This window comes from Rhodococcus sp. MS16 (assembly GCF_013277795.1).
Taxonomy (GTDB): domain Bacteria; phylum Actinomycetota; class Actinomycetes; order Mycobacteriales; family Mycobacteriaceae; genus Rhodococcus_F; species Rhodococcus_F globerula.
The window spans coordinates 250,321-264,831 of the sequence record NZ_VBTM01000011.1 but is presented as its reverse complement, the minus strand read 5'-3'; the positions used below and the strand labels follow the sequence as shown (position 1 = coordinate 264,831).

At 59.3% G+C, this 14,511-nt stretch carries 15 protein-coding genes; 6 read left to right on the top strand and 9 right to left on the bottom strand.

Annotated features, from left to right (window positions below; all coding sequences use genetic code 11):
- Nucleotides 1-11: 11 nt before the first annotated feature.
- Nucleotides 12-554 carry a nucleotidyltransferase gene (locus tag FEZ60_RS23815; protein ID WP_033233761.1) on the bottom strand — a complete coding sequence of 181 codons (543 nt, stop codon included), beginning with the start codon at nt 552-554 and terminating at the stop codon, nt 12-14.
- A gap of 331 nt (nt 555-885) precedes the next feature.
- Between FEZ60_RS23815 and FEZ60_RS23810 the strand changes: the two genes are divergently transcribed.
- Nucleotides 886-1,125, top strand: a complete 240-nt coding sequence (locus tag FEZ60_RS23810; RefSeq protein ID WP_084702548.1) for a hypothetical protein — start codon at nt 886-888, stop codon at nt 1,123-1,125.
- 9 nt (nt 1,126-1,134) lie between these two features.
- Here the strand turns inward: FEZ60_RS23810 and FEZ60_RS23805 are convergent, their stop codons facing one another.
- The 3 genes from FEZ60_RS23805 to FEZ60_RS23795 form a co-directional block, all read right to left on the bottom strand.
- A complete protein-coding gene (locus FEZ60_RS23805; RefSeq protein WP_045065749.1) occupies nt 1,135-1,689 on the bottom strand; it encodes a type 1 glutamine amidotransferase domain-containing protein in 555 nt (184 codons plus the stop codon).
- Between the two features lie 31 nt (nt 1,690-1,720).
- Entirely contained in the window at nt 1,721-1,915 is a 195-nt protein-coding gene (locus FEZ60_RS23800; RefSeq protein ID WP_092804825.1) for a hypothetical protein, read from the bottom strand.
- Nucleotides 1,916-2,030: 115 nt separating this feature from the next.
- Nucleotides 2,031-2,912 (bottom strand): aldo/keto reductase, encoded by an 882-nt coding sequence (locus tag FEZ60_RS23795; RefSeq protein WP_116102453.1) that lies wholly within the window; start codon nt 2,910-2,912, stop codon nt 2,031-2,033.
- Nucleotides 2,913-3,087: 175 nt separating this feature from the next.
- On the opposite strand from FEZ60_RS23795, the gene FEZ60_RS23790 reads away from it, so the two are divergent.
- Nucleotides 3,088-3,999, top strand: a complete 912-nt coding sequence (locus tag FEZ60_RS23790; protein ID WP_172937141.1) for an alpha/beta hydrolase — start codon at nt 3,088-3,090, stop codon at nt 3,997-3,999.
- A gap of 20 nt (nt 4,000-4,019) precedes the next feature.
- On the opposite strand, the gene FEZ60_RS23785 is transcribed toward FEZ60_RS23790, so the two are convergent.
- Both FEZ60_RS23785 and FEZ60_RS23780 read right to left on the bottom strand, forming a co-directional pair.
- The gene (locus tag FEZ60_RS23785; protein WP_172937140.1) at nt 4,020-7,316 is read right to left on the bottom strand and encodes a protein kinase; all 3,297 of its coding nucleotides are present in this window, start codon (nt 7,314-7,316) and stop codon (nt 4,020-4,022) included.
- A 139-nt stretch (nt 7,317-7,455) separates the two neighbouring features.
- A complete protein-coding gene (locus FEZ60_RS23780; protein WP_172937139.1) occupies nt 7,456-8,079 on the bottom strand; it encodes a LysE family translocator in 624 nt (207 codons plus the stop codon).
- Nucleotides 8,080-8,181: 102 nt separating this feature from the next.
- Between FEZ60_RS23780 and FEZ60_RS23775 the strand changes: the two genes are divergently transcribed.
- The 3 genes from FEZ60_RS23775 to FEZ60_RS23765 all read left to right on the top strand — a co-directional run bounded on the left by FEZ60_RS23775 (nt 8,182) and on the right by FEZ60_RS23765 (nt 10,769).
- The gene (locus tag FEZ60_RS23775; RefSeq protein ID WP_172937138.1) at nt 8,182-9,108 is read left to right on the top strand and encodes a LysR family transcriptional regulator; all 927 of its coding nucleotides are present in this window, start codon (nt 8,182-8,184) and stop codon (nt 9,106-9,108) included.
- Nucleotides 9,109-9,285: 177 nt separating this feature from the next.
- Nucleotides 9,286-9,555, top strand: a complete 270-nt coding sequence (locus FEZ60_RS23770; RefSeq protein WP_045065664.1) for a Rho termination factor N-terminal domain-containing protein — start codon at nt 9,286-9,288, stop codon at nt 9,553-9,555.
- Nucleotides 9,556-9,611: 56 nt separating this feature from the next.
- Nucleotides 9,612-10,769 (top strand): glutamate--cysteine ligase, encoded by a 1,158-nt coding sequence (locus FEZ60_RS23765; protein ID WP_045065663.1) that lies wholly within the window; start codon nt 9,612-9,614, stop codon nt 10,767-10,769.
- 2 nt (nt 10,770-10,771) lie between these two features.
- Here the strand turns inward: FEZ60_RS23765 and FEZ60_RS23760 are convergent, their stop codons facing one another.
- Both FEZ60_RS23760 and FEZ60_RS23755 read right to left on the bottom strand, forming a co-directional pair.
- Nucleotides 10,772-11,374 (bottom strand): DUF4304 domain-containing protein, encoded by a 603-nt coding sequence (locus tag FEZ60_RS23760; protein ID WP_045065662.1) that lies wholly within the window; start codon nt 11,372-11,374, stop codon nt 10,772-10,774.
- A 25-nt stretch (nt 11,375-11,399) separates the two neighbouring features.
- Entirely contained in the window at nt 11,400-12,629 is a 1,230-nt protein-coding gene (locus FEZ60_RS23755; protein WP_033233753.1) for an oxygenase MpaB family protein, read from the bottom strand.
- Between the two features lie 199 nt (nt 12,630-12,828).
- Here FEZ60_RS23755 and FEZ60_RS23750 point away from each other — a divergent pair, with 199 nt between their 5' ends.
- Entirely contained in the window at nt 12,829-13,443 is a 615-nt protein-coding gene (locus FEZ60_RS23750; protein ID WP_033233896.1) for a TetR/AcrR family transcriptional regulator, read from the top strand.
- A gap of 3 nt (nt 13,444-13,446) precedes the next feature.
- On the opposite strand, the gene FEZ60_RS23745 is transcribed toward FEZ60_RS23750, so the two are convergent.
- Entirely contained in the window at nt 13,447-14,511 is a 1,065-nt protein-coding gene (locus tag FEZ60_RS23745; RefSeq protein ID WP_242484780.1) for a helix-turn-helix domain-containing protein, read from the bottom strand.

The following is a 14,511-nucleotide window of genomic DNA, read 5'->3' as shown; positions in this document are numbered from 1 at the left end:
CATTCGCTTGCCTATTTTGTCGCAGCAATCTCGAGATCGTCGAGGAGCCCAAGAAAGGCCCGCGCATACGGCGAGGCTCGTGTCTGGTCGACAACTTCCGGCCAGTCGACTTGCTCTCGTAAATCGCGCGCGATCTGGAGCATGGGAACGAAGTCGCAACGATGAGCATCGAGGACGTTCAGTTTGTCGATCATCAAGTCCGTCGCGCCGACGACGGGTGCGACAGCGGAACCGACCCGCATAGACGTTGCCCGGTCCAGGAACTCGTCGGTGATGTCGCGCCCTGAGGCAGAGAAAATAAGATCGACGAGTACGTCGCTGTCGTACACCTTTGCCAGCCAATCCTCGGGCGGGTTAACCGGTTTCATTCCGGTCTCGCGTAGTGCGTGCAATGCCGGAGTCACGTCCTGCTTGCGCAGGAAGATATCGACATCGTGCCCCGATGGTGGTCCGCCGCGTGCATACACGGCACAACCGCCCGCAACAGCAAATCGAATTTCAGCTCTTGCCAGTGTGTTCACCGCTCGCGTCATAGTCTGCAACAGATCGTCCATGCTGGACCTGTCGTGGGTGGAGACGGGGGGAGGCGGATGCCGGGGTGGTCGTGTCGTCATTTTCAGGAGGTACCCGATCTCCTTCCGGCGAACCGTGCGGGCTCGAGTTCGCCGACGAAATCGACCGACCGGATCGAATGCGTTCTCGGAGTTCTCACCGCGCGGACAGTGGGTCGAAATCGCTCGGTTCCTCGACCGTTGGTGTGAAAGCGATTTGGTCCCAGTGTTACTGGGGGTGAAGCTTCCATAGAGGATACGTCGGACCGAGTCTGGGTACCACGATCAGACATGCCGTCGAGAGCACCGACGGCTTCTGACGAGGGAGACGCTCATGGCTACCTGCGAAACGTGCGGTAACGAGTACGACAAGACGTTTACAGTCACGCGTGGCGAACGCACTGCCACCTTCGACAGCTTCGAATGCGCCGCCCAGGCAATGGCACCACAGTGCGCGCACTGTGGATGCCGCATTCTCGGACATGGAATCGAAGCGGAAGACACGATGTACTGCTGCGCTCACTGCGCTCGTCAAGAAGGTCACAACAAGGCAGCAGACCGCGTAGGTGCCTGAATCGACACGCTAGGCAGAGAGCGCCTCGATCAGCTTCGAGCAAAAGGCCGGGAGGTCGTCGGGTTTCCGGCTTGACACAAGGGTGTTCGGTCCGTTCGTGCACACAACTACGTCGTGGTCGACCCAACTGCCGCCGGCATTCGTGATGTCGGTGCGCAGGCTGGGCCACGACGTGAGCGTCCGACCATTCACTACGTCGGCCTCGACGAGCGTCCACGGTCCGTGGCAGATTACAGCGACAGGTTTTCCGTCATCGAAGAAACTGCGGACGAACGCAACAGCCTCTTTGTTCATGCGGAGGAAGTCCGGGTTTGCGACTCCTCCAGGTAGTACGAGGGCGTCGTAGTCCGATGTCGACGCTGATTCGACTACATCGTCGACGTCGAAAACATCGCCTCGGTCCAGATGATTGAATGCCTGGATTGTTCCCTGCTCGAGTGAAATAAGCGAAGGCTCAGCATGTTCCGAACGAACTGCATCCCAGGGATCTGTCAGTTCAACTTGCTCGACGCCTTCGGGGGCTGCCAGGAAGGCAACCCGCTTTCCTTTCAGCAACTCACTCATTGCTCTCACTTCCTCCGTTCATACTTCGAGCTCAGCGTGATGATGTACCTTCGCTGTCGTCGAAGAAGGACCATTCGTCTCCTCCGTGTCCTACCTCCATGCGCCACCCGAGCTCCGAATTGTCGGCGCACACGTCCACGAACCACGCGTGTGCGTCGTCGGCGCTCTCAATGTCACGGGTATCTATGACATCACCTGCGGGATTGATCACTCTGTATGTGGCCATTATGTACGCCTTCCCGAAACGCGTCCCGTTTAATCATTGTTCAATCTGCCTGATGCGCAATTGAATTGTGCGCCTCTGTTGACCACGGGCGGCCAATAAAGGTGCACCGCAAGCATTAGGCCTCCGGGATCTCCCGGCCGTAGTTCTCGAGTGTGATGCTGTCGGGATCGGGTCCACCGCGTACGCCGGTGTCGAGGGCATCGATCGCAGCAAGCTGGTCGCTGGTGAGGTCGAAGTCGAAGACGTCGAAGTTCTCGGCGATGCGGGTTGGCTTTGTCGACTTCGGGATAGCGGAGCGACCTTGCTGCAGATGCCACCGCAGCATTACCTGGGCTGCCGACTTACCATGCTGCGCAGCAATATCGAGCAAAGTCGGATCGTCAAAGGTGCTCTTCTCGCCGCCGCCGTAGGAGGTGATGCCGCCGATCGGCGACCAGGCCTGCGTCACGATGCCGTGCTCGGCGTGCAGGTGCTGCAGTTCCTTCTGCTGGAAGTACGGGTGAAGTTCGATCTGGTTCACGGAAGGTACGACGGTTGTCTCGGCCAAGAGTCGGTCGAGGTGTGCGGGCATGAAATTGCTGACTCCGATGGCCCGGACCTTGCCGTCGGCGAGTAGCTTCTCGAGAGCTCGGTAGGCGTCGAGGGTCAGGTCGAAACGGTTGGACAGCGGCTGGTGCAAGATAAGAAGGTCGAGTTGGTCGACGCCGAGCTTTCCCGTCGCCTTGTCGAACGCGTGGAGGGTGGTGTCGAAACCGTAGTCGCTGATCCAGACTTTGGTTTCAATGAACACCTCGTCGGAGTTGACATCGGAACGCTTGATACCTTCACCGACCTCACGTTCGTTGAAGTACGCGGCGGCAGTATCGATGTGCCGGTAGCCGGTGCGAAGGGCCGACTCGACGGCGGAAACCGTGACATCCGGTGGGGTTTGGAAAACGCCCAGCCCGATGGCCGGCATTTCCACGCCGTTGTTCAGGGCGATCGTATTTTCAGGCATGTTTTCACCGTAGGGATGTTTTGGCGGAGGTGACAGGTACTGGCGTTAACCCCCAACAGGTTGCCTGGATGTCCGGACGGGCCACTACACAGGTTGTTGAATCATGTTGTTTTCCGCCTAGGGTGTCGCAATCGCGATAGTTTCGTTGAACACGTCGACGGAAAGCGAACATGCCATGACCTCGGATCGGGTTGCGACGGATTTCGACCCCGCATTGAAGCTCGCACGATTCCTGCCACGCACCGTGATCACTCGGCGCACTGCGGGACTCCTCCGTCGACTCACCGGATTAGGAGCCCTGGTGCCGCCAAAAGGCGGGGATGTTGTCCGCTGCGACGCGAATGTTTCAGTCCGGGTATTCCGACCCACCGCGCCCGATATCCCCAGGCCGGGTGTGCTCTTCATCCATGGCGGTGGATATGTCATCGGCAGCGCAGCGATGGGGGATGGAATGTGCCGGAACATCGCCGCGCAATTGGGTGCTGTTGCAGCGTCGGTGGAGTACCGGCTCGCACCGCATCATCCGTATCCTGCCCCCTTGGAGGACTGCTACCGCGCACTGCGGTGGTTGGCGGATCAACCTGACGTCGACGCGAGCCGAATCGCTGTCGTGGGGGAGAGCGCCGGTGGGGGCTTGGCCGCTGCTCTGACTCTGCTGGCCAAAGAACGCGGTGAGGTGCTGCCCGCATTCCAGTTGTTGTCGTATCCCATGCTCGATGACCGGACAACCAAACGAACAGACTTCGACGAGAGCCGATTCAGGGTGTGGAGTCCCCGCAGTAACCGCTACGGATGGAGCGCGTATCTCGGATCGTCGATCACGGATGTGCCGCCGTTGGCCGCGCCCGCACGGTACGAAGATCTCACGGGACTCCCGCCGACGTGGATCGGCGTCGGAACACACGACTTGTTCTACGACGAAGACTTCAACTACGCCAAGCGGCTCATCGACGCCGGCGTTCCGTGCACACTGTTCGAGGTACCAGGTGCCTACCACGGCTTCGATCAGATCGAAGCCCGATCGACTCCGGCGCGGGAGTATCGCCGCGAACAGTTGAAGGCTCTAGCTGCAGTCCTCTCCACTTAGGGAATTTGACTGCAAGGCAACTACTTCGGTTCTGTGCGATCGCCTTTCGATTCCGCAAACCATGCGGCAACCTGTGTGCGAGAGGTGAAGCCGAGCTTCACCAGTAGATGCTCCACATGGCCCTGCGCAGTGCGCGGCGAGATCACCAAGCGGGTCGCGATCTCCTTGTTGGTGAGACCGTCAGCTACCAGTGCGGCGACTTCGAGTTCGCGTTTTGTCGGCCTGCTCGACGGGCCGGTAGTGGAACTTCGCGGGCTGGTGCGTTCCTCGCCCAGTGCGTAGTCGACAGCGTCGCGGAACCGAAGGTCGGCGCCTTTGCTACGCGCATTGTTGAAGGCTCGCTCGCCCAGCGCGAGTCTGACTTTGCGTTCACAATCGTCTTGGAAGACGGCCATGCTCGGCACGACAACAGACGAACCTCCGACAGACCCGCTCGCTTTCTCAGCGGCGCCCATCAACATGGCTGCGCGTCGGGCATCCTTGCTGTCGATCGCGACCCACGACAATGCTTGCAGGCACACGCTGGCGTTCAACCGGTCATTGAGGTTGCGGCCCAATCGCAATGCCTGCTTCAGTAGTCGAGATGCCCGATCGCCATCGCCGTGCTTCCAGGTCGCAACAGCCAGCGTCCACAGGACGTACGTCCGATACACCGTTTCGCCGTGTTCCTCGGTAATGGCAAGTGCGCGTTCGTTGTATTCGATTGCTCGGTCGGTGTCATCCATCAGGTCGAGTGTCATGCCGAGGGTAAGCAAGGCAGTTACCTGGAAGGGCAGGTTCTTCTGTTCGGTGAACAACTGAGCAGCCTTTTCGAGGTGGATACACGACTCGGCAAGATCCTCGTTGAACAAGGCAAGATAGCCCTCTGCATGCTGGAGATAGGCGTTGATCAGCGGGTCGGTCGACTGGCCGGCGAGGACTCGCCCCTCCTTGACGAGTGCTTCTGATGTTTGAATATCTCCCTGGACCGCAGACAAGAGGCTTCCGGCATGAATTGCCCTGGCACGCTCGATGGTTGGTGGGCCGATTCGATATTCGCTGAAGCGGCGCAGCCATTGGCGGCCTTCGGTGATTGCGCCACGGGCGAGCCAGTAGGAAAACAGAGCCGTGGTGATCCGAGTGCCGATTTCAGGGCTGTCGGACACACAGAACTCCAAAGCCTCCCGCAGATTGGACTTTTCCCGAGCGATAGTGGTGATCAACTCGATCTGCCGAGGACTGATCCAGTCGGTATCTGCTGCGAGCGCCAGAGCGTCGAACCAATCGCGGTGTCGGCGACGAAGTTCCGTGTACTCATGCTCTCCGGCTTCTTGTGCCTTCTGTCGCCCGTAGTCACGGATTGTCTCCAGCATCCGGAAACGCACGGTGTTGTCCGATACTTCACGGATCAGTATCGACTTGTCGACCAGAAACGTCACGGCGTCGAGCACGTCCGTCGGTGTCAGCTCTCCGTCGCAAATCTGTTCTGCGGCTTTGAGTTCGAATCCACCGGAGAACACCGACAGTTGCGCCCACACTGCTTGCTCCATCGGAGTGCACAGGTCGTAACTCCAGTCGATGCACATTCGCAATGTCTGTTGCCTTGACGGTGCGTCCCTGCTTCCACTGGTCAACAAGGCGTATCGCTCGGAAAGTCGCTGCAGGATTTGTGTGGGCGACATCGCCCGCAATCGCGCCGCTGCCAACTCGATCGGTAGCGGAAGCCCGTCCAGTTGCCTACAGATCGACGCGATGGCGACTTTATTGTCCTGCGTGAGTTCGAAGCCCGGCACAACTCCGGTGGCGCGATCGACGAACAGTCGCACGGCATCGTTACTCGGCGCGCCCTTCGGTAGGTTGTCGGGATCGGGGACCGGTAGTGGGGGGACAAGGAGAATCGACTCTCCTCCGACTCCGAGTGGTTCGCGGCTCGTCGCCAGAATCTTCAGGTCGGGGCAGGCACGTAGCAGGAATTCGGATAGCTGCGCCGCTGCAGTAACTACCTGTTCGCAATTGTCGAGTACCAGCAAAAGCTCTCGTTGAGCGAGGAACTCGGCAACCATCTCCCGGACGGGCTTCGCAGACCGGTCTTGTATCCCCAGGGTGCGTGCCACAACACCTGGGAGCAGCGATTGCTCCTGCAGCTCCGCCAACTCCACCAGCCGGACGCCGTCGGCAAAACTGTGTTGTGTCTTGGCGGCGATCCGAAATGCGAGTCGAGTCTTTCCCACACCACCGATTCCGGTTAATGTCACCAGTCGCGCGGTCGTCAGTAGGTTCTTGGCCGTGGCGAGTTCGGTACGGCGGTCGACAAAACTGGTCAGCTCGAGCGGGAGTCCCCCGGTGCGATCCGTTGGCGGAGGAATACTTTTTTCGGGGTACTCGTTTTGCGGATGACCCTGTGCTGTGGGCGATGGGACGGATTGCGTGCGTGCAGGTTCGGAGTACAAGGACATTTCATCGACAGGCAGATCGTGGCGGCGTTGTGCTTCGCGGAGTTGTTGTCCTAGCTCCTGTGACGACGGGCGGGTTCCCGGGTTGGCGGACATGGCTCTTTCGATGAGAGCGCCGACGTCGTCCGGGATGCCGAACTCGCGTGGGTTCGGAACAGGCTCCGACGTAACTCGCAGGAACTGGGCGACCAGTCGTTCACCACTGCGACGTTCGAAAGCAGCGTGTCCGGTCAGTGTGGCGAATAACGTAGAGCCGAGACCATAGACATCCGCTGCGGAACTCGGCGGCCCGCCGGTCACGATTTCAGGCGCAATGAAGGCCGGTGAACCCGTGACAATGCCTGTGCCAGTTTCGAATCCACCGGCAAAATGAGCGATGCCGAAGTCGGACAGCGCCGGTTCGCCGTAATCGGTGAGCAGGATGTTTCCGGGCTTGACATCTCGATGCAGGATGCCGAGTCGGTGCGCGGACTCCAAGGCGCCGGCAATCTTCACTCCGAGGCGCAGTGCTTCACCTAGTGGGAGCGGTCCGTGCCGTCGGATCAGGGTGTCGAGGGAATCTTGGGCGTAGTACGGCATGACGATGAAGGGCCGTCCGCTACCGGTGACGCTGGTTTGAAAAACATTCACGATGTTGGGATGTCCGGTCAGTCGGCCTGCTGCGCGCTGCTCTCGAAAGAACCGTGCGCGGTTCTCCTCGTCGAGGTCGGTGGTGAGAACCTTTACTGCCACGGTCCGGTCGAGCGACGGCTGCCGACAGCGGTAGACGACGCCAAAACCTCCACGGCCGATCTCGGTAGCGTCCTCGAACCCGGACGCAGACAATTCCGCCGCGACCGAACCTGTCGCGTCGAATTGCGTCGCGAAGGGGTCGACATCGGTCATGGACTACATCGATCCACCTGTGCACGTCGCGTGGAAAATCCGACGAAACTCACCTATCGATGATGGTCCCTCAAAGCCCCCGCTCGCCACCCCCCAAGGCATTTTGTTGGAAATTCAAGTGAGTTGCCACAGCGCAGATTCATGTTGCGGCAACCTTGACGGCAAACGCACTCAGAAGTGCCCCGGTGACGAGGCGCTGGGCTGCCATGACCCGAGGATGATGACGAAGGTACTCGGAGACCGATGACGCAGCGAGAACTATCGCTCCGTTGATCGCCACAGCAACGGTGATTTGAACTAGTCCCAACTGAAGGAATTGACCTAGCACCGGTCCGTTTTCGGGGTGCACGAACTGAGGGACGAGTGCCGCATACATCAGCGCGATCTTGGGATTCAAGATGTTTGTCACCAATCCCATGGCGAACAACCGGAAAGGGGAGTGAGCGTCGAGTTCTCGTGCCTCGAACGGTGAGCGCCCGCCTGGTCGCAGCATGTTCCACGCGAGATATGCCAGGTAGACGGCGCCGACGAGTTTGACGGTCGTATATGCGGCCGGGACCGCCGCGAACAGCGCGGACAGTCCTGCAGCGGATGCACCCAGGTAGAAGACAAATCCCAGAGCGACGCCGCCCAGCGAGACCAATCCCGCGCGCCTGCCTTGTGAGATGGAGCGCGACGCGAGGTAGACCATGTTCGGGCCGGGGGTCAGCACCATTCCCAGCGCGATGAGCCCGATCCCGAGTACGGACGCGATGGGCAGCATGTTCTCTCCTCTGTGCTCGGTCGTGGACTTCGATTAGTTTCCGGTGTGAGCACTGTCCATGTCCATCGCATATTCGAGGACTATTTCGTGAAGGATTGCTTCATGGATGAACTAGCCACGCTTCGCGCGCTCCAGTCGGTCAAGGAACATGGGACCGTCACAGCTGCAGCCGCAGTTTTGCGACTGAGTCCCTCCGCGGTCAGTCAGCAGCTCAAGCGACTCGAAAAGGCGACGGGTCGGTCCTTGTTGACGCCCACGGGGCGGAGAGTGACTCTGACGCCCGAGGCTCATGCGCTCCTCGACGAGGCGGGCCCGGTGGTGACTCGGTTGGAGGCCATTCTCGGTGTTTCGTCCGGTCGCGAGACGCAAGTTGTGGGCCATGTGCGTGTCGCCGCATTTACGACCGCCATCCGGCACGGTGCGCTGACGGCGATAGCCGAAGTTCAGGATCAACACCCGCAGCTCACCTGTTCACTCGCCGAGATGGACCCAGGCGAGGCGTATCGCGCCCTGTCAGCCGGGATGGTAGACATTGCGGTCACACATCATTGGCAAGGGCAGCAGGCGCCGGTGTATCCGGCGATCACAGTGAGTCCCCTTGCCGACGATACTGCCGACAATACTGCCGACGATCTGGTCGACGACGTTGCCGACGTAATTTGCCACCGAGACCATTCACTTGCCCAGTCGCCTGGACTCGAAGACCTCGCGACATACAGTTGGGTGTCCACCGGCGCGGGCACGATTTGTCATTCATGGCTCATCCACATGTTCGCCCTGCATGGTCATCGGCCACGAATCACCGCAGAAATTTCCGACTTCGCGCTGCATGTCCCGTTCGTAGCCGCGGGTCTCGGGCTCGCACTGGTGCCCCGTCTGGGCCGTCCCGAATTGCCTGGCGAAGTTCGTGTTCTCGAGCTCGAAGATCCGCCGGCCCGCAAGATCGGTATCGCACTGCGTACCCTTCAAGTCGGCGACAACGCAATATCGGTTGTCGGGGCTGCGTTACGATCATGCCTGCGCGATTAGGTCGAGAGTCTTTGTTTGCTAGGCGCTTTGGTGTACGTATCGTGACTAGTTTGCAGCCCCGGTAGTCGATCCTTACGCGTATATCCGTTTGGCCGAACACTCTTTCGGGTAGGTCCGACATAGTGCAGCGATTCACTCAGACACAGGCATGCCTCCAGCAGAAGAAGGGACGGACAGATGGCTCGTAGGGACTCGCAACCGCAACTCAAAGACCAGGATCTCTACGAGAAATTGCGCGAGAAAGGAGATTCCAAGGAGAAGGCGGCGCGGATCTCCAACGCAGCAGCGAATCGTGGTCGTTCGAACGTCGCTAAAACTGGCGGTCGGTCCACTTCGTACGAAGAATGGACCGTGGATGAATTGAAGACGCGAGCAAAGGAACTGGACCTGCATGGGTACTCGAAGATGAAGAAAAGTGAACTGATCGACGAACTTCGAAACCACTGAATTCCGCTCTTTCCGTTGAAGACTCGTGGTTTGTAATTGTCGAAGCCGAGGACCCCATGGCAAAAACGACCGTTCCGCCTCAATCTGCCGTCCTAGACACGCCCACTCTGGGCGTGGAGGAGGAATTCCTCCTGTGCGACCCGCTGACCAAACAGCCGAGGTTGCGCAATGCCGAAGTTGCAGCCGCAGGAAGAGACCTCGGTGTCGATCTTCAATTGGAGCTCACTCGCTGCCAGGTCGAGACCGCCACATCGATCGGGGGTCATATCCGCGACCTTCGGGATCAACTGCGTGAACTGCGCTTCGCTGCAGCAGACGCTGCCGCACACGACGGATGCCAGCTGCTGGCAGTGGGAACACCGTTCTACGATCCACCGCCCAACGAGACCACTGACACCTCGAGATATCAACGCATGGCCGGTGAATTCGGCGCTCTTACTGCGGGAGTGATGTGTGGCTGCCATGTGCATGTCGGTGTGGAGGACCGCAAACAAGCCGTTCGGATCATCAACCATCTGCGTCCGTGGTTACCGACGCTCTTGGCGTTGACTGCGAACTCGCCGATCAGTGCCGGCATCGATACTGGCTATGCCAGTTGGCGTTACATCATGTACGGGCGATGGCCGAGCTGCGGGCCGCCGCCGCACTTCGAGTCCGTGAATCACTACGACGCCGCAATCGCCACGATGCTCGAGGCGGGTGTCATTCTGGACCCCCACATGGTCTATTGGGATGTTCGGGTCTCGGATCATCTTCCTACCGTGGAGATTCGGATCAGTGACATTCCAGCCACAGTCGACGAGACGATCACGTATGCCACGCTGGTACACGCGCTTGTTGTCACCGTGATGAAAGAGATCGCGACGGGCAGCCCGGCCCCGATCATCGATCAGGAGGTATTGCGTGCGGCGTGCTGGCGGGCCGCCCGGGATGGAATTGCCGGTCGAGCTCTCGACATGGATACCGTGCGTCTGGTGCCCACGCGTCAGCTGGTTCGGCGACTGCTGGATTACGTTGCGCCGATGCTGGCCGAGTTCGGCGAGCTCGAGCGGGTTACTGCCTCACTGGAGAAAGTCTTCGAGCAGGGTAACGGGGCAATGGTGCAACGCCGCACGCTGGCACGGTCCGGCATCACCGAGGTGATCAACGAATGCGCTCGTCGCACCGCGGAAGGGTGTGATCGGCAGACGGATATCGCGCTGTCGCCGTCGTAGTGTCAATCGGCACCGACTGTGCGGGCGGACGCTTGTCGAAACAGGTCGTCGAGGCGCTGCCAGCGAGGCTCTGCGCCGAACTGGTAGCGCGCTCGTTGGTATTGCTCATCCGCACCGGCTTTGTCGCCTGTCGCGAACCGGTAGCGAAATACATCAAAGTCTATATCCGACAATGCAAATCGGACGATATCATCTGGTCCACGAAGCTGGCACATCACCTCCAGTGCGCTCGTGAGTGCGGCGCACACAATGTCAGCAGTCGCGGGGATATCGGTCTCTGCGTCGACGGTCACGTGTGGTCCGATGCCGGAGGCGATGTTCTCGATCCGGCGTCGGTACTGGCAGTCCACCTCGGCCGGGCGCTCGTTTTCCGGCTTTCCGAGGATTCGATCGAAGCCCGGAGAGTAGACACCACAATTGATGTAGAAACGTATCGATTCGTAGCTGTTTCCCGCGGACCGTTGCAGGTTGACGACGTCGACAACGTCGTCTCGCTCCCGTCTGAAGGTCAGTTTCTGCTTCCGGAACCCGTGCTGCTTGAGAAGCGGAACCGCACTCACTTCGAGGAGTGCGGCAAATGACTGCTCGGCCGTTGGCTGCTCCATTCGAACATGGTGGCAGATTGTCCTGTCAGCGGTAATTCGGGTTGTTGAACTCGGGAATCTCGATGCTGATCGGTCGAAGTTCGGACATGTAGAGCAGAACGAACTGTCGGAGTAGTTCGTCGAAGGTCCAGTAGGCATGTGGTGCAAGGGGTACGGGAAGGAGCCCTTCCCGTACCTTCACGAATGGACCCCATGCCGTTTCCAGGAGGGTGCTCCACACGGGTTCGCGCGGAATATTGAGCCAGTTGGCTATTTCGTTGCCCAGCATGAAGCGAGTCAACGCGCCGAGGATGGGCCGAGTGAGAAGTGTGAAATCGAGGCCCGCACCCAGATCGAGAAGAATGTCGGCGAGCTTGATTCCCTCGGGGGTGGGAGCCAAGATCGGGTCCAGCACTTGTGTGGCTTGAGATTCCGCGTCGTTCCACGTCGCGGGAATGTACTGATCCTCGATACCGAGAAGATGAGCGCTCAGTTGCCACGAATGCAGAAATCCGTCGGACTCGTCGGTGGGGACTTTCACGTTCCACGCGTTCAGGTTTCGCATGGCGGTAGTCGGCAAACTGTGCCAGGTGACCATCATGTCGTGCTGACTGATCGGAACGTCCTCCGGCGCCATGTGCGTCCAGTGCGGAGATTGAGGCAGCAGGTGCCGCACCGCGGCATGCACCAGTCTGGTCTTGACGGAGGTGACAATCATCTCGCCGTCAGCCTGAAATGCGTTGCGAGAACCGATGTCGTATCCCAACTTTGCGGTTTTCGAGATGCGGTTCTTCATGTTCGCTCCGCCTTTGGAGTAATACACTGCCAAGGCCTCTTTGGGGATGACAGTGCTCATCATTCCGCTGGCGAAGCCATAGAGAACACCGAGGTAGAGACCTCGTTTCTCATTGAATCGCACGGCCGCCGCGAGCTTGTTCTGATCGGTCCACGACGGTAGCTGCCGCGCTTGTTCCATGAATTCGCGGAGGTCGGACGGAAGTCCCGCTGGCAGCGGCTGACCGTTCTTCTTCCAGGTACGCAAGAGTTCGTTGACCTTTGGAACGTCACCTCGGTCGAGGAGAGATGCCACGAGCGGGTCCGCTTGGGTGTCCCATGTTTGTCTCGGATCTGCACCGTTCCCGGTTCCTGGCACCGAACCCGCTGGTGACCAGTGCCACGGCTGCGCACTGGCTGGTGCTGCGAGCGCGCTGAGTGCGCCGAGTGCTCCGAGTGTGCCGCCAACTCTCAACACATTGCGCCTACTGAGATCGTCCATGTCGTTACTCCCGGTTAGTCCGATGAAGCAATGAAACAAATCATGTATCTCCGTATCATTGGTAGCATAGCGTGATGGGCGCCACAAGTGTTTTGTCTGATTTTCCACCTGCGCACCCTCGTGGCAAGAAGGAGTGCATGTGACCCGCAAGGATCCCAATTCGTCTGCCTTGGAATCGATTACGTCCCTCGGGAGTGTGATGGCAGGCGAAGCTCCAGGCAAGGAAGATCGCTCTCGTATCCGGCTACTCGATGCGGCCCACGAACAGTTCTGCAAAGTGGGAATTCAGCGCACGTCGATGGAGGACGTGGCCCGCTCCGCCAACCTGTCCCGAATCACCGTCTACCGGAAATTTGCCACCAAGGATTCGCTCGTCGAGCAGGTTGTTCTCCGGGAGTTCCGCACATACTTCGAACAATTTCTCGTTGATATCGAGCTCGCGGAGACGGTGGATGATCGAATAGTTCTGGGGTTCGTGAGCTCGCTGCGTGCGATTTCCAACAATGCACTGATCTCGGCGCTCATCGACGCCGGCCCGCACGTACATGGATCGATCGTCGGTGATAACGGACGAACGCTCGCAATGGTGCGGCAGTTCGTTGCTTCGCAACTCCGCAGGGAACAGGGCGCGGGCACTATCGCGGACGAGGTGGATGTTGATCTCGTGGCCGAGATGTTCGTCCGAGTGACGGCTTCCTTTCTGATGATTCCCAGCGAGGCCGTCAACCTTCATGACGATGCGCAGATGGAGGCACTAGCACGGCAATTCCTCGTGCCGATGATCAAAACGCAGTGTTCTGAAGAGGGTCATTAGCATCTACATGGCGTCGAGCACCATCATCATTGCTGTTGCACGAGCACGATTTTCGATGGTGTCGACATGGAATCCGATGTGGTGGGAAAGCTTCGCCAAGCGGTGAGCGACGCTGCTGTGGTGAAGGTGCAGGCAGTCGGCCGCGGCTCTCAGTGTGCCGGATCGCAGGTACATTCTCAGTGTTTCCAGCAGTTCGGTCCCGTCCTTGGTTTCGCGAAACTCTCTGGCGCGAACCAGGTCCGGAATTCGGGTGTGATCGATCTTTGTGCCCGGTGCCAGGAGGTTGAGAGCGCCGAGATCGTCTGCGTTCACAATCGGTGTGGTGGCCGATGATTGACTGCGGGCGAATCGCGCCGTGCCGATGAGTGTGTGTATTTCGCAAGCGGCAGCAGCCAAAGATATTCCGGCCCGGACAGGCATCGCTTGTGCGATTTCGGAGAATTCTGCCAACGAGATGAATGAACCAGTCACGAGATTCAGGTATTCGCCGCCCACTTCGATTCCGGTAGCTCGACCCGGTGTGCAATCCTTCGAAAGTTGTAGGTGCGCAATTTCATTGGTTGTGGACACGATGACACGCACTGAAGCGGCAGGGGCGAGGCCGAGTCCCGCGCAAGACGTCAATACTGCTAGCTCGTCCATCGGGAAGAGTAGATTGTGAGTGTGTTCGGCTTCGGTCAGTAAGCGTCGGGGCCGCAAGATTATCGAGGCGGTCAGGGCCATCCTGTCGACGAGCATCTCGTCGAGTGGCAAGTCTGTGCCTGGGCGCTCGATCCAAACTGTGCCGAGAACTTCGTCGTCGACGGTGATGTCTCTGATGATGCTTGGCGTGAGCTGGGGTTCGGGTGACCAACGGCCGTGAGGGTCACAACGGCGTAGATTCTTCTTGCTTCGGCCGTGTTCGGCAATCTCGATGCCCGCAACACAATCTGCCAACTGGGCGCTCGCGCGGAGAAGCGACGCTGTGTCCGCGCCGTGACGAACGAGGGTGTCGAAGTAGTCGATGACTCGTACCAGGCCTGCCGAGTTTGCGTCGAGCTCGGCAAGCCGGTACATCAATCCTTGCAT

Excerpts from the sequence above, each read along its gene's own strand:
- FEZ60_RS23745 (WP_242484780.1), bottom strand. The coding sequence starts at position 14,511 with ATGCAAGGATTGATGTACCGGCTTGCCGAGCTCGACGCAAACTCGGCA.
- FEZ60_RS23750 (WP_033233896.1), top strand. The coding sequence starts at position 12,829 with ATGGCAGGCGAAGCTCCAGGCAAGGAAGATCGCTCTCGTATCCGGCTA.
- FEZ60_RS23765 (WP_045065663.1), top strand. The coding sequence starts at position 9,612 with ATGGCAAAAACGACCGTTCCGCCTCAATCTGCCGTCCTAGACACGCCC.
- FEZ60_RS23805 (WP_045065749.1), bottom strand. The coding sequence starts at position 1,689 with ATGAGTGAGTTGCTGAAAGGAAAGCGGGTTGCCTTCCTGGCAGCCCCC.
- FEZ60_RS23810 (WP_084702548.1), top strand. The coding sequence starts at position 886 with ATGGCTACCTGCGAAACGTGCGGTAACGAGTACGACAAGACGTTTACA.
- FEZ60_RS23815 (WP_033233761.1), bottom strand. The coding sequence starts at position 554 with ATGGACGATCTGTTGCAGACTATGACGCGAGCGGTGAACACACTGGCA.
- FEZ60_RS23755 (WP_033233753.1), bottom strand. The coding sequence starts at position 12,629 with ATGGACGATCTCAGTAGGCGCAATGTGTTGAGAGTTGGCGGCACACTC.
- FEZ60_RS23790 (WP_172937141.1), top strand. The coding sequence starts at position 3,088 with ATGACCTCGGATCGGGTTGCGACGGATTTCGACCCCGCATTGAAGCTC.
- FEZ60_RS23760 (WP_045065662.1), bottom strand. The coding sequence starts at position 11,374 with ATGGAGCAGCCAACGGCCGAGCAGTCATTTGCCGCACTCCTCGAAGTG.
- FEZ60_RS23775 (WP_172937138.1), top strand. The coding sequence starts at position 8,182 with ATGGATGAACTAGCCACGCTTCGCGCGCTCCAGTCGGTCAAGGAACAT.
- FEZ60_RS23795 (WP_116102453.1), bottom strand. The coding sequence starts at position 2,912 with ATGCCTGAAAATACGATCGCCCTGAACAACGGCGTGGAAATGCCGGCC.
- FEZ60_RS23770 (WP_045065664.1), top strand. The coding sequence starts at position 9,286 with ATGGCTCGTAGGGACTCGCAACCGCAACTCAAAGACCAGGATCTCTAC.
- FEZ60_RS23780 (WP_172937139.1), bottom strand. The coding sequence starts at position 8,079 with ATGCTGCCCATCGCGTCCGTACTCGGGATCGGGCTCATCGCGCTGGGA.
- FEZ60_RS23785 (WP_172937140.1), bottom strand. The coding sequence starts at position 7,316 with ATGACCGATGTCGACCCCTTCGCGACGCAATTCGACGCGACAGGTTCG.
- FEZ60_RS23800 (WP_092804825.1), bottom strand. The coding sequence starts at position 1,915 with ATGGCCACATACAGAGTGATCAATCCCGCAGGTGATGTCATAGATACC.